Raw genomic sequence first — 12,532 nt, forward strand, 5'->3', positions numbered from 1 at the left:
GCCACTGGGCGCAGCAGCGCGAGCGCGGCAGCCCCCTGCTGATGCGCCTCACCGCCTGGCTGGCGCGGCACCTGGGCCGCCGCGCCATCGCTCCGCTGTTGCGGCTGATCGTGCTGTACTTCTTCCTGTTCGGCGCCCGCGCCCGCCGCGGCATCCGCGAATACCAGCAGCGCCTGGCCCACTGGAGCAAGCGCCCCGACCTGCAGCCCAGCTGGCGCAGCGGCTATGCCCAGTTCATGGCCTTCGCCGAAGCCCTGCTGGACAAGCTCGATGCCTGGAACGGCCGCCTCGGCCTGGATCAGGTGCAACTGCACGACCCGGATCAGGTGCACAGCCGCATGCACGCGCCGCGTGGCGAGATCCTGGTCACCGCCCACCTGGGCAATCTGGAGGTCTGTCGCGCCCTGGCCCAGCTGGGGCGGCGGGTGCGCCTCAATGTGCTGGTGCACACCCGCCATGCCGAAGCCTTCAATCGCCTCTTGGAAGAAGCCGGCGCCAGCGACCTGCGGCTGATCCAGGTCAGCGAACTGGACCCGGCGGTGATGCTGCAGCTCAGCGAACGCCTGGAGCGCGGCGAATGGCTGGCCATCGCCGGTGACCGGGTGCCGCTGCACGGCGGTCGGACCGTCGAGGTGGATTTCCTCGGCGCCCCGGCGCCCTTCCCCCAGGGCCCCTGGCTGCTGGCGCACCTGCTGCGCTGCCCGACCAACCTGCTGTTCTGCCTGCGCGAAGCCGACGGCTACCACCTCTACCTGGAAGACTTCGCCCCGGCCCCGGCCTGGCGCCGCCAGGAGCGCGCCGCCGGCATCCAGGGCCTGGCCCAGGCCTATGCCGAGCGCCTCGCCGCCCATTGCCTCAAGGCGCCGCGGCAGTGGTTCAACTTCTACCCCTTCTGGAGTCGCGATGAACGCTAGTGTTCGCTTTGGTAGCCAGGCCCTTGCCGTCGAAGACCTGGTCGCCCTGGCCGAGGGCCGGGCCCAGGCCGAATTGCAGGACGACGCCGCCTTTCGCGACGGCATCGCCCGCGGCGCCCGCTTCGTCGAGTCGCTGCTGGCCCGCGAGGGTTCGGTCTACGGCATCACCACCGGCTATGGCGATTCCTGCGTGGTCGCCGTGCCCCTGGCCCAGGTCGAGGCACTGCCGCGCCAGCTCTACACCTTCCACGGTTGCGGCCTGGGCCGCCACCTGGATCCGGCGGCGACCCGTGCGGTGCTGGCCGCGCGGCTGCAGTCGCTGTGCCAGGGCGTCTCCGGGGTGCGCGTCGAGTTGCTCGAACGCCTCACCGCCTTCCTGCGCGAAGACATCCTGCCGCTGATCCCCGAAGAGGGTTCGGTGGGCGCCAGTGGCGATCTCACCCCGCTGTCCTACGTCGCTGCCGCCCTCTGCGGCGAGCGCCAGATGCTCTGGCGCAACGAGATACGGGACGCCGCGGACGTCCATGCCGAGCTGGGCTGGACGCCGCTGGTGCTCAGGCCCAAGGAAGCCCTGGCCTTGATGAACGGCACCGCGGTGATGACCGGCCTGGCCTGCCTGGCCTTCTCCCGCGCCGAGTACCTGCTGCGCCTGGCGACCCGCATCACCGCGCTCAACGTGGTGGCCCTGGCCGGCAATCCCGAGCACTTCGACCAGCGCCTGTTCGCCGCCAAGCCCCATCCGGGCCAGGGCCAGGTGGCCGCCTGGCTGCGCGCGGATCTGGCCGCAGAGGGGCCGGCCGCGCCCCTGCACCGCCTGCAGGACAGGTATTCGCTGCGCTGCGCGCCCCATGTGCTGGGCGTGCTGGCCGACAGCCTGCCCTGGCTGCGCCAGTTCATCGAGACCGAGCTCAACAGCGCCAACGACAATCCGCTGATCGACGCCGAGGACGAGCGGGTGCTGCATGGCGGCCACTTCTATGGCGGCCATATCGCCTGCGCCATGGACAGTCTCAAGACCCTGGTGGCCAACGTCGCCGACCTGCTCGACCGCCAGCTCGCCCTGCTGGTGGACGCCCGCTACAACCACGGCCTGCCGGGCAATCTCTCCGGCGCGCCGGCCGAGCGGGCCATGCTCAACCACGGCTTCAAGGCGGTGCAGATCGGCGCCAGCGCCTGGACCGCCGAGGCGCTCAAGGGCACCCTGCCGGCCAGCGTCTTCTCCCGTTCCACCGAATGCCACAACCAGGACAAGGTCAGCATGGGCACCATCGCCGCCCGCGACGCCCTGCGCGTGCTGGAGCTCACCGAGCAGGTGGCCGCCGCCACCCTGCTGGCTGCCCAGCAGGGCGTCTGGCTCAGGTGTGCGCAGGGCGGGCAACCGCCCGTGCCCCTGGCCGCCATGCACCGGGCGCTGGGCGAGACCTTCCCGCCGCTGATCGAAGACCGTGCCCTGGAAGCCGAACTGCGCCAGACCCTGACCCTGATTCGCGCCCGCCACTGGAGGCTCTATGCGTAAGACCGGTGCCCTGCAGGTCGAGGTGGAGATGCAGATCCCCTTCTTCGACGTCGACATGATGGAGATCGCCTGGCACGGCCATTATGTGAAGTATCTGGAGGTGGCGCGCTGCGCGCTGCTCGACCGCCTTGACCACAATTACCTGCAGATGCGCGACTCCGGCTATGGCTGGCCGGTGATCGACCTGCAGATCCGCTACATCCGTCCGCTGCTGTTCCAGCAGCGCGTCCGCGTCCGCGCCGATCTGGTGGAGTGGGAGCATCGCCTCAAGCTCAACTACCTGATCAGCGACGCCGTCACCGGTGAGCGCCTGACCCGCGCCAGCACCGTGCAGGTCGCCGTGGACCTGGCCAGCCGCGAGATGCAGCTGGCCTCGCCCAAGGTCTTTATCGACGCCGTGGAGAGGGCCCTGGCATGCGCACGCTGATCGCCCTGCTGTTCATCCTGGCCGCGCCCCTGGCCCAGGCCTTCGATCTCGATGACCTGGCCGCCCAGCTGGCGCGCCCCGCGGCGGTCGAGGGCAGCTTCGTCCAGCAGCGCTATCTGCGCGCCCTGCCGCAGCCGCTCACCAGCAGCGGTCACTTCACCCTGGCCCGCGGCCTGGGCCTGCTCTGGCGGCTGGAAAAGCCCCTGGCGCAGACCTATCGCATCACCCCGGGCGCCATCGCCAAGCAGACGCCGACGGGCTGGACGCCCTTGCCCGGCAGCGACCTGGCCGCGCGCCAGAGCGCGCTGTTCCTGGCCGTGCTCGGCGGTGATCGCAGCGGCCTGGAACGCGACTTCGAGCTGGCCCTGACGGGCGACGCCAGTCACTGGCAGCTGCGCCTGACCCCGCGCGGCGCCCTGCTCAAGCAGGTGTTCGACGGCATCTTCATCCAGGGCGGCGCCCTGGTCGAACGGGTGGAAATCCGCGAGACCCAGGGCGATCGCAGCCTACTCAAGCTGGACGGCCAGCCTCGCGACACCCTGAGCGCCGAGCAGCGCGCGGTCTTCCAGTGACCCGGCTGCAGCGCCCCTTCCTGCTGTTCCTGCTCGCCCTGCTGGCGCTCAGCGCCTGGCAGTGGCGCCATGGTCCGCCGGTGGCGGCCGATCTGCTGGCGCTGTTGCCCCAGGGCGCCGGTGATGCCCTGACCCTGCAGGCCGAGGCGCGCATGGCCGAGCCGCTCAATCGCGAAGTCCTGTTGCTGGTCGGTTATCCCCAGCGCGAGCGGGTAGCCGCCCTGGCCGAGCGCCTGGGCCAGGCCTGGTCCCGGGAACCGCTGTTCGAGAAGGTGCAGTGGCAACTCACGCCGGACCTGCCCGGCCTGCGCCAGCAGCTCCTGGCTAGCCGCCTGGCGCTGGCACTGGGGCCGGCGCGCGACGAGCTGCTCAAGACGCCCGACAGCTATCTGCAGGCCCGAGCCGCGGCCCTCTTCGATCCCTTCGCCGGCGCCGGCGCCCTGCCCCTGGAGCAGGACTGGTTCGGCCTCGGCCTGCTGGTGCAGCGCCAGCTCACCCCGGCCAGCAAGGTGCAATTCGACGCCGGCAGCGGCTTGCTGCTGACCCAGGGCGACGGCCTGACCTGGGCCCTGATCCGCGCCCGTACCCGCGCCGATGCCTTCGACTTCGACGCCCCGCCCCGGGTGGAAGCCCTGATCGAGGCCGCCCGCCGTGAGGTGGTCGCCGATGGCGGTCAGCTACTCGCCGCCAGCGGCCTGAGATACGCCGCCGCCGGCCAGGCCACCGCCAGTCGCGAGATGTCGCTGATCGGCGGGCTGGCCACCCTTGGCACCCTGGCCCTGCTGCTGGGGCTGTTCCGCCGCTGGCGGGTGCTGCTCAGCCTGCTGGCGGTGGGCGTGGCCCTGCTGGCCGGCAGCGCCGCCTGCGTGCTGCTGTTCGGCCAGATCAACGCCCTCACCCTGATCCTTGGCGCCAGCCTCACCGGGGTGGCCGCCGACTATCCGCTGCACTACCTGAGCAAGAGCTGGAAGGGCGGCCCCTGGGACGCCACGGCCATCCTGCGCCAGACCCTGCCGGGATTGTCCCTGAGCCTGGCGACCAATCTGCTGGGCTACCTGGCGCTGGCCTGCACGCCCTTTCCGGCGCTGACCCAGGTGGCGGCGTTTTCCGCCGCCGGCCTGATCGGCGCCTACCTCACCACCGTCTGCCTGTTGCCGGCCTGGTGGCAATGCCTGGACCTGGCGCCGCCGGCCGCGCCCCTGCGGCTGATGCAACGCCTGCTCGACCTGCGGCTGCGCCTGCTGGCGCGCACCGGCAGCCTGCCGCTGCTGCTGGCGCTGCTGGCGTTTTGTGGCGCGGGCGTCTGGCAGCTGCACCTGCAGAACGACCTGCGCCTCTGGCTTGGCCAGGACCCGGCGCTGACCCGCGAAGCCCAAGCCATCGCCCGTCTCACCGGCCTGCAGCCCACCAGCCAGTTCTTCCTGGTGCGTGGCGGCGATGCCGACGAGGTGCTACAGCGCCAGACCGTCCTGGGCAAGCGCCTCGACGCCCTGGTCGCCGAGGGCAAGCTGCAGGGCTATCGCGCCCTGAGTGGCCTGGTCGCTCCCGCCGCGGCCCAGGCCGAACTGCGCCAGGCCCTGGCCGGTTGGGGCGAGCGCCTGCAACCCCTGTTGGCGGTAGGCATCCCGGCCGAGGCGCTGGAGGCCGAACTCGATCAACTGCGCCAGTTGCCCGACCTGAGTCTCGACCAGGCCCTGGCCGGCCCGCTGGGCGAGCTCTGGCGACCGCTCTGGCTGGGCCGGACCGTCGATGGCGGCGCGGCCGGCCTGGTCAGCCTGCAAGGGCTGGGCAACGCCCAGGTCCTGCAGACGGTGGCCGAGGGCCTGCCCGGCGTGCAGCTGGTGGATCGCCTCGGCGAATTGCGCGGACTGTTCGTCCACACCCAGCGCCTGGCGGTGGAACTCAAGCTGCTGGCTTCGGGCGCGATCTTCCTCCTGCTGCTCTGGGCCTTCGGTCGCCGCGCGGCGCTGCGCATCGTCTGCCTGCCGCTCCTGGCCGCCCTGGCGGCCCTGGCCTGCCTCGGCTGGCTGGGTCAGCCACTGACCCTGTTCAGCCTCTTCGCCCTGCTGCTCATCACCGCCATCGGCGTGGACTACGCCATCCTCATGCACGAGGCCATCGGCGGCGCGGCGGTCAGTCTGCTCGGCGGCCTGCTGTCCGGCGTCGGCAGCTGGCTGTCCTTTGGACTGCTGCTGCTCAGCAGCACCCCGGCCATCGCCAACTTCGGCCTGGCCATCAGCCTGGGGCTGGTGTTCAGCTTCCTGCTGGCACCCTGGGCCTCGCCCCCCGTCTCCCACGAAAAGGACCTTCGTCATGGTTGAACATCATCCCCTGGTCATCATCGGTGCCGGCCCGGCCGGCGCCGTGGTCGCCGCGCTGCTCAAGCGTCGCGGCCATCCGGTGCTGGTGCTGGAAGCCCAGCATTTTCCGCGCTTTTCCATCGGCGAGAGCCTGCTCTCCCACAGCCTGGATTTCGTCGAGGAAGCCGGGATGCTGCCGGCGGTCGAGGCCGCCGTTTTTCAGACCAAGGTCGGCGCCGCCTTCGCCTGGGGCGAGCGCTACACCGACTTCGACTTCCGCGACACCTACAGTGGCGGGCGCAGCACCTTCCAGGTCCAGCGCGGCCCCTTCGACAAGATCCTCGCCGACGACGCCGCACGCCAGGGCGTGGCAATCCGCTACGGCCAGCGGGTGACCGCCGTGACCCTGGGCGAAGGCGGTGAAAAGACCCGGATCGAGGTGCTGGGCGACGACGGCCACGCCTATGCGCTGACCACCGACTTCCTGCTCGACGCCAGTGGCTACGGCCGGGTGCTGCCACGCCTGCTGGACCTGGAAGCCCCTTCGGACTTCCCGGTGCGCCGCGCCCTCTTCACCCATGTCGAGGACCGCATCGACGATCCCGGCTTCGACCGCGAGCGCATCCTCATCACCACCACACCCGACCTGGCGCGACGTCTGGTTCTGGACCATCCCCTTCAGCGACGGCCGCACTTCGGTCGGGGTGGTGGCCGCCGCCGAGCGCCATGCCGGACGCGCCGCCGATCTCGCCACCTGTCTGCGCGACTGGGTCGCCGAGACCCCGAGTCTGGCCCGGGTGCTGCACAATGCGGTCTGGGATACCCCGGTGCGCGAGCTGGGCGGCTATGCGGCCAACGTCAAGCGCCTGCACGGCCCCGGCTTCGCCCTGCTGGGCAACGCCGCCGAGTTTCTCGATCCGGTGTTTTCCTCGGGCGTCACCATCGCCCTGCGTTCGGCCAGCCTGGCTGCGCCGCTGGTGGATCGCCAGCTGCGTGGCGAGGCGGTGGACTGGGAGGGCGAATTCGCCCGACCGCTCAAGGCGGGCGTCGATACGTTCCGTGCCTATGTGGAGGGCTGGTACGATGGCAGCTTCCAGGACGTCATCTATTTCGAGAACGCCGATCCCGAGATCCGCCGCATGATCTGCGCCATTCTCGCCGGCTACGCCTGGGACCTTCGCAACCCCTTCGTCAAGGAGCCCAAGCGGCGCCTGCGCCTGCTCGTCGAGCTCTGCCAGCTGAATTCGGCCCATCCTGCATGACCCTGCCCCGTCCGTTCGTCTTCGCGCTGGCCTGCCTGCTGCTGCTCGCCGCCTGCGCCAGCCAGCCGCCGCTGCCCAGCAGTCCGCCGCCGCTGGCGCGCGCCCTCGTCTACCAGGTGGAACGCCAGACCGCCGAGGGCAGCGACGCCCTGCTGCTGGCCATCCAGCCGGAAGGCCAAGCCCTGCGCTTTTCGCTGTTCGACCCCCTGGGCGTGCCCCAGGCGCGCCAGCGGCTGCTCGACGGCGCCTGGCACGCCGACGGCCTGCTGCCGCCCAATCCCCGGGCGCGCACCTTCTTCAGCGTGCTGCTGTTCGCCCTGACCCCGGCCGAGCGGTTGCCGCGAACCTATGCCGCGGACGACTGGCAACAGGCCGCCGATGGTAGCCGTCGCCTCAAGGACTGGCAGGTGCGCTATCCCGCCACCGACCGCCTGGAGCTAGAGGCGCCGGACGGGTCGCGCTATCGCCTGACCCTGCTGCCGGAGTCCGCGCCTTGAGTGCCTACCTGAATGCCCTGGGCCTGCTCTGCGCCCTGGGCCAGGGCAAGGCCGAGGTGGCGCGCGGCCTGTTTGCCGGCGACACGGCGGGCATGCAGCCCACCCCGGGCTGGATTCCCGAGCGCCAGCCGCCGGTGGGTACCGTCAGCGCCCCCCTGCCGGCTTGGCCCGCCGACTGGGCCCCCTTCTTCAGTCGCAACAACCAGCTCCTGCTGGCGGCCCTGACCGAGATCGAGCCCCAGGTGCGCCAGGCCATCGAGCGCCACGGTCCTGCGCGCATCGGCGTGGTGCTGGGCACCAGCACCTCCGGCATTCACGAGGCCAGCCTGGGCATCGCCGTGCACCAGCGCAGCGGCCAGCTGCCCGAGGGCTATCAGTACGCCCAGCAGGAACTGGTCGCGCCGGCCGATTTCCTCACCCGCTACCTGGGCCTGAGCGGCCCCTGCTATGGCCTCTCCACCGCCTGCACCAGCAGCGCCCGCGCCCTGCTCAGCGCCCGTCGGCTACTGGTCCAGGGCCATTGCGATGCCGTGCTCTGCGGTGGCGTCGACAGCCTCTGCGGCCTGACCCTGAACGGCTTCGCCGCCCTCGAAGCGGTCAGCGAGTCGCTGTGCAATCCCTTCTCGGTCAATCGCTGCGGCATCAACATCGGCGAGGGCGCGGCGCTGTTCCTGCTGACCCGCGAACCCGGTCCCATCGCCCTGCTCGGTGGCGGCGCCAGTTCCGATGCCCACCACATCTCCGCCCCCGACCCCAGCGGTCGCGGCGCCGTCCAGGCCATGCAGACGGCGCTGCGCGCCAGCGGCCTGCAGCCGGGCGACATCGGCTATCTCAACCTGCACGGCACCGCCACGCCACACAACGACGCCATGGAAAGCCACGCCACCCATGAGGTATTCCCGGCCGGGGTGCCCTGCTCCTCGACCAAGCCGCTGACCGGCCATACCCTCGGCGCCGCCGGCGCCCTGGAAGCCGCCTTCGCCTGGTTGACCCTGGACCCGGTCCTCAACCCGGCCGGCCAGCTGCCACCGCAGCGCTGGGACGGCCAGGCCGATCCGGCCCTGCCACGCCTGGCGCTGGCCCACGCCGACAGCCGCCTGGACGGCCGCCGCCACGCCATGAGCAACAGCTTCGCCTTTGGCGGCAGCAACGTCAGCCTCATCCTCGGAGCCACGCCATGAGTTCCTGGCCCCTCGCCGAGCTGGTGCCCCACGCCGGCGACATGCTGCTGATCGAGGAGATCCTCGCCTGCGACGACCAGGGCATCGAGACCCGCCTGGTGGTACGCCCCGGCCTCTTCACCGACGCCGACGGCGCCCTGCCGGCCTGGATCGGCGTGGAGCTGATGGCCCAGAGCGTGGCCGCCTTCGCCGGCTGCCAGGCGCGGCGCCGTGGCGAGGCCCCGGCTCTGGGCTTCCTGCTCGGCACCCGCCAGTTCGCCTGTGATGTGGCGGCCTTTCCCGCTGGCGGTGAGTTGCGCATCCAGGCTCAGCCGGCACTGCAGAACGACGATGGCATGGCCATCTTCGACTGCCACCTGCAGGGTCCTGGCTGCCAGGCCAGCGCCCGCCTGAACGTCTATCGTCCGCCCCGGGCGGATCTGTATCTAGAGGAGCCCGCGCCATGAGCGTCGCCCCCGCTCCGGTCCTGGTGACCGGTTCCAGCCGCGGCCTGGGCCGCGCCATCGCCCTGCGCCTGGCCGCGGCCGGGCACGACCTGGTGCTGCACTGCCGCAGCCGTCGCGAGGAAGCCGAGGCCGTGCGCACCGAGGTCGAGGCCCTGGGTCGCACGGCCCGGGTGCTGCAATTCGACGTCGGCGACCGCGCCGCCTGCGCGGCCATCCTCGACGCCGATACCGAAGCCCACGGCGGCTACTACGGCGTGGTCTGCAACGCCGGTCTGACCCGCGACGGCGCCTTTCCGGCGCTGACCGGGGAAGACTGGGACGTGGTCCTGCGCACCAATCTCGACGGCTTCTACAATGTCCTGCACCCGGTGGTCATGCCGATGATCCGCCGCCGCGCGCCGGGGCGTATCGTCTGCATCACCTCGGTCTCCGGGCTGATCGGCAATCGCGGCCAGGTCAACTACAGCGCCTCCAAGGCGGGGCTGATCGGCGCCGCCAAGGCCCTGGCGGTGGAGCTGGCCAAGCGCAGGATCACCGTCAACTGCGTGGCCCCGGGGCTGATCGACACCGAGATCCTCGACGAGCACGTGCCGGTGGACAAGATCCTCGAGATGATCCCCGCCGGGCGCATGGGCACCCCCGAGGAGGTGGCCCATGCGGTGGCCTTCCTGCTCGCCCCGGAGGCCGGCTACATCACCCGCCAGGTGCTGGCGGTCAACGGAGGGCTGTGCTGATGAGCGCGCGCCGCGTCGTGATCACCGGGATGGCCGGCGTCACCGCCCTGGGCAGTGACTGGCCGACCATCCGCGATCTCTTCCTGGCCGGCCACAGCGGCATTCGCCGCATGGACGCCTGGGATCGCTATACCGAGATGAACACCCGCCTGGGCGGACCCATCGTCGACTTCCAGGTGCCCAGCCACTGGACGCGCAAGCAGCTGCGCAGCATGGGCCGCGTCTCCCAGCTGGCGGTGGCCGCCGGCGAACGCGCCCTGGCCGATGCCGGGCTGCTGAATGATCCCGGCATCACCGACGGCCGCATGGGCGTGGCCTGTGGTTCCTCCACCGGCAGCACCGACGACATCAAGGCGCTGGCCAACATGCTGCTCAGCGACGCCGCGGTGGGCCTCAACGCCAACACCTATGTGCGCATGATGCCGCACACGGCGGCCGCCAACCTGAGTCTGTTCTTTGGGCTCAAGGGTCGGCTGATCCCCACCTCCAGCGCCTGCACCAGCGGCAGCCAGGGCATCGGCTACGCCTACGAGGCCATCAAGTTCGGGCGCCTGCCGCTGATGCTGGCGGGCGGCGCCGAGGAACTCTGTCCCAGCGAGGCCATGGTCTTCGACACCCTCTATGCCACCAGCCTGCGCAACGATGCCCCCCATACCTCGCCGCGCCCCTACGACAAGGGGCGCGACGGCCTGGTGATCGGCGAAGGCGCCGGCATCCTGGTGCTGGAAGAGCTGGAGCACGCCCTGGCGCGCGGCGCGCACATCCATGCCGAGATCGTCGGCTTCGGCAGCAACGCCGACGGCCAGCACTCCACCCGCCCGGAACAGGCCACCATGCAGCGCGCCATGGAGCTGGCCCTGGAAGACGCCGGGCTGACGCCGGAGGCCATCGGCTACGTCAACGGCCACGGCACCGCCACCGAACAGGGCGACATCGCCGAGACACGGGCCACCCAGGCGCTGTTCGGCGCCCGCATGCCCATCAGCTCGCAGAAGAGCTACCTGGGCCATACCCTCGGGGGCCTGTGGCGCCCTGGAATCCTGGTTCAGCATCGCCATGATGAACGACGAGCTGTTCGTGCCCACGCTCAACCTTGATGACCTGGACCCCCAGTGCGGCGAGCTGGACTATCTGCGTGACGGACCGCGGGCGCTGCGTACCGAGCATGTGATGAACAACAATTTCGCCTTTGGCGGGGTCAACACCTCGCTGATCTTCCGTCGCTGGTCCTGATGGCCATAGCTCGAGGTACTCCCATGTTGCGTCGCCTGCTGCTCGTCTCCGCTCTGCTGTTCCTGGCGGCCTGCACCCGCGCGCCCCTGGTGACGCCCCAGGAGGTCTTTCCCGCCGACCGTACGGAGAACGCCGCCGATGTCCGCCGCGCCATCGTCGACACCCTCGAACGCCGTGGCTGGAGCGTCGGCCAGGAGAGCCCCGGCCTGGTGGTCGCCAGCATCGTGGTGCGCGATCGCCACCAGGCTTGGGTCGACATCCCCTACAGCACCAAGGGCTACCAGATCCGCTACCGCGACAGCGCCGGCCTCGACTACGACGGCGAGCGCATCCATCGCAACTACAACAAATGGGTCCAGCTGCTCGACGCCGACATCCGCCGGCAATTGCAGCTGCCCGCCCCCGCAGCCGACGCGGAATGACCGCCCGCGGCCTGCGCGATATCGCAGAACGCCGGTCTCCAGGCTGACGGAGCGGGCGTTCTGGGTTAAACAGTCATCCCCACCACCACAAGGAAGTCGCCATGCGTACCCTAGCCCCTACCCTCGCCCTGGCCCTGGCCCTGGCCCTGGCCACCCTGCTGCCCAGCGCCGCCCAGGCCCGCGACACCACCCTGCAACTGCCCTTCGCCGAAGTCGTCCAGGAAGCCCTGGCCGCCAAGCGTCTGGATGGCAGCGTGAAGTTCTACCTGGCCGGCAACCCGGTGCCGGGCAAGGCCACGGTGGTCAACTCCAGCATCACCACCAACCAGAAGACCAACGCCTTCAACAAGACCGACGAGGTCGCCTGCCGCTGGGTGCTGCAATCGGCGCTGATCCGCCTGCAGGAAGCCGCCAAGGCCGCCGGTGCCAATGCGGTCACCGATATCACCAGCTACTACAAGAAGAACGAGTGGAGCGATCCCAGCCGCTACGAGTGCCACGCCGGCGCCCTCATGGCCGGTGTCGCCCTCAAGGGCAAGCTGGTCATCCTCAAGTAGGCCGGAACGGCGGCGCGCTCGGGTGGGTCTGTCTAGAAACCCGCCCGAGGCCGCCGCCATGCCCACGTTTCGCGTCCACTACCACAAGGACGGCGAGTCCCGTCAGCTCGATCTCGACCATCCGCAGTCGACGCTCGCGCCCCATGAAGCGGCCCTGGCCGTGCTGGAGCACCTTCGCGCCGACGCCGAGAACAGCCTGGCCCTGCCGCCCGCCGATGCCCCAGCCGCGGCCATCCTGCGCCAGGCGGAGGTGCATGGACTGACGGATATCCAAGTGGAGCCGCTGGCTTCGTAGGTTGCCGCTGAGCGCAGCGAAGCCCAACGGGCGGGACTGGCGGTGTCTGGCCGCCCTCACCCCAGCCCTCTCCCCGAGGGAGAGCGGGCGGTCTGGTCCAGCGTGGGCTTGGGGGCTCATTATGCCCATGGCGGTCCGTCGATGCGGTCGCTCCTACAAAGGCGTCATTCCCTGTA

At 70.6% G+C, this 12,532-nt stretch carries 12 protein-coding genes and 2 pseudogenes; all 14 read left to right on the forward strand.

The genetic code is table 11. The features are described from left to right. Positions 1-41 precede the first annotated feature (41 nt). The 14 genes and pseudogenes from QE393_RS16785 (at position 42) to QE393_RS16850 (ending at position 12,356) form a co-directional block, all read left to right on the forward strand. Positions 42-914, forward strand: a complete 873-nt coding sequence (locus QE393_RS16785) for a glycosyl transferase (protein ID WP_273809040.1) — start codon at positions 42-44, stop codon at positions 912-914. Next, a complete protein-coding gene (gene hutH, locus QE393_RS16790) occupies positions 904-2,430 on the forward strand; it encodes a histidine ammonia-lyase (RefSeq protein WP_273808944.1) in 1,527 nt (508 codons plus the stop codon). Before QE393_RS16785 ends, hutH begins: the two co-directional genes overlap by 11 nt. Beyond that, on the forward strand, positions 2,423-2,857 hold the full coding sequence (locus QE393_RS16795) for a thioesterase family protein (protein WP_273808943.1): 435 nt from the start codon (positions 2,423-2,425) through the stop codon (positions 2,855-2,857). Before hutH ends, QE393_RS16795 begins: the two co-directional genes overlap by 8 nt. After that, positions 2,845-3,429, forward strand: coding sequence for an outer membrane lipoprotein carrier protein LolA (locus QE393_RS16800; protein ID WP_273808942.1), 585 nt, complete (start codon positions 2,845-2,847; stop codon positions 3,427-3,429). The genes QE393_RS16795 and QE393_RS16800 overlap by 13 nt, the downstream gene beginning before the upstream one ends. After that, positions 3,426-5,750: an MMPL family transporter gene (locus QE393_RS16805; RefSeq protein WP_273808941.1), complete on the forward strand. Its 2,325-nt coding sequence runs from the start codon at positions 3,426-3,428 to the stop codon at positions 5,748-5,750. The genes QE393_RS16800 and QE393_RS16805 overlap by 4 nt, the downstream gene beginning before the upstream one ends. Further along, positions 5,743-6,991 (forward strand): annotated as a pseudogene (locus QE393_RS16810) (NAD(P)/FAD-dependent oxidoreductase). Before QE393_RS16805 ends, QE393_RS16810 begins: the two are co-directional and overlap by 8 nt. Continuing rightward, on the forward strand, positions 6,988-7,488 hold the full coding sequence (locus QE393_RS16815; protein WP_273808939.1) for a hypothetical protein: 501 nt from the start codon (positions 6,988-6,990) through the stop codon (positions 7,486-7,488). Before QE393_RS16810 ends, QE393_RS16815 begins: the two are co-directional and overlap by 4 nt. Continuing rightward, positions 7,485-8,669 carry a beta-ketoacyl-[acyl-carrier-protein] synthase family protein gene (locus tag QE393_RS16820; RefSeq protein ID WP_310044784.1) on the forward strand — a complete coding sequence of 395 codons (1,185 nt, stop codon included), beginning with the start codon at positions 7,485-7,487 and terminating at the stop codon, positions 8,667-8,669. The genes QE393_RS16815 and QE393_RS16820 overlap by 4 nt, the downstream gene beginning before the upstream one ends. Further along, positions 8,666-9,115, forward strand: a complete 450-nt coding sequence (locus tag QE393_RS16825; protein ID WP_273808937.1) for a hotdog family protein — start codon at positions 8,666-8,668, stop codon at positions 9,113-9,115. Before QE393_RS16820 ends, QE393_RS16825 begins: the two co-directional genes overlap by 4 nt. Beyond that, entirely contained in the window at positions 9,112-9,849 is a 738-nt protein-coding gene (fabG, locus tag QE393_RS16830) for a 3-oxoacyl-ACP reductase FabG (RefSeq protein WP_273808936.1), read from the forward strand. Before QE393_RS16825 ends, fabG begins: the two co-directional genes overlap by 4 nt. Continuing rightward, a pseudogene (locus QE393_RS16835) lies at positions 9,849-11,082 on the forward strand (beta-ketoacyl-ACP synthase). The gene fabG and the pseudogene QE393_RS16835 overlap by 1 nt, the downstream one beginning before the upstream one ends. A 23-nt stretch (positions 11,083-11,105) precedes the next feature. Beyond that, a complete protein-coding gene (locus QE393_RS16840; RefSeq protein ID WP_133862242.1) occupies positions 11,106-11,504 on the forward strand; it encodes a hypothetical protein in 399 nt (132 codons plus the stop codon). A 101-nt stretch (positions 11,505-11,605) separates the two neighbouring features. After that, positions 11,606-12,061, forward strand: a complete 456-nt coding sequence (locus QE393_RS16845) for an excinuclease (protein WP_273808934.1) — start codon at positions 11,606-11,608, stop codon at positions 12,059-12,061. Between the two features lie 58 nt (positions 12,062-12,119). Continuing rightward, complete coding sequence (locus QE393_RS16850) at positions 12,120-12,356, forward strand: hypothetical protein (protein ID WP_273808933.1); 237 nt, start codon at positions 12,120-12,122, stop codon at positions 12,354-12,356. Positions 12,357-12,532 lie beyond the last annotated feature (176 nt).

The organism is Pseudomonas sp. SORGH_AS_0211 (assembly GCF_031453455.1).
Lineage (GTDB): Bacteria > Pseudomonadota > Gammaproteobacteria > Pseudomonadales > Pseudomonadaceae > Chryseomonas > Chryseomonas aestiva.

Bases quoted from the DNA above. Each gene is read 5' to 3' on its own strand.
- QE393_RS16785 (WP_273809040.1), top strand. From the start codon at position 42: ATGCGCCTCACCGCCTGGCTGGCGCGGCACCTGGGCCGCCGCGCCATC.
- QE393_RS16825 (WP_273808937.1), top strand. From the start codon at position 8,666: ATGAGTTCCTGGCCCCTCGCCGAGCTGGTGCCCCACGCCGGCGACATG.
- QE393_RS16840 (WP_133862242.1), top strand. From the start codon at position 11,106: ATGTTGCGTCGCCTGCTGCTCGTCTCCGCTCTGCTGTTCCTGGCGGCC.
- QE393_RS16800 (WP_273808942.1), top strand. From the start codon at position 2,845: ATGCGCACGCTGATCGCCCTGCTGTTCATCCTGGCCGCGCCCCTGGCC.
- QE393_RS16845 (WP_273808934.1), top strand. From the start codon at position 11,606: ATGCGTACCCTAGCCCCTACCCTCGCCCTGGCCCTGGCCCTGGCCCTG.
- QE393_RS16795 (WP_273808943.1), top strand. From the start codon at position 2,423: ATGCGTAAGACCGGTGCCCTGCAGGTCGAGGTGGAGATGCAGATCCCC.
- fabG (WP_273808936.1), top strand. From the start codon at position 9,112: ATGAGCGTCGCCCCCGCTCCGGTCCTGGTGACCGGTTCCAGCCGCGGC.
- hutH (WP_273808944.1), top strand. From the start codon at position 904: ATGAACGCTAGTGTTCGCTTTGGTAGCCAGGCCCTTGCCGTCGAAGAC.
- QE393_RS16815 (WP_273808939.1), top strand. From the start codon at position 6,988: ATGACCCTGCCCCGTCCGTTCGTCTTCGCGCTGGCCTGCCTGCTGCTG.
- QE393_RS16850 (WP_273808933.1), top strand. From the start codon at position 12,120: ATGCCCACGTTTCGCGTCCACTACCACAAGGACGGCGAGTCCCGTCAG.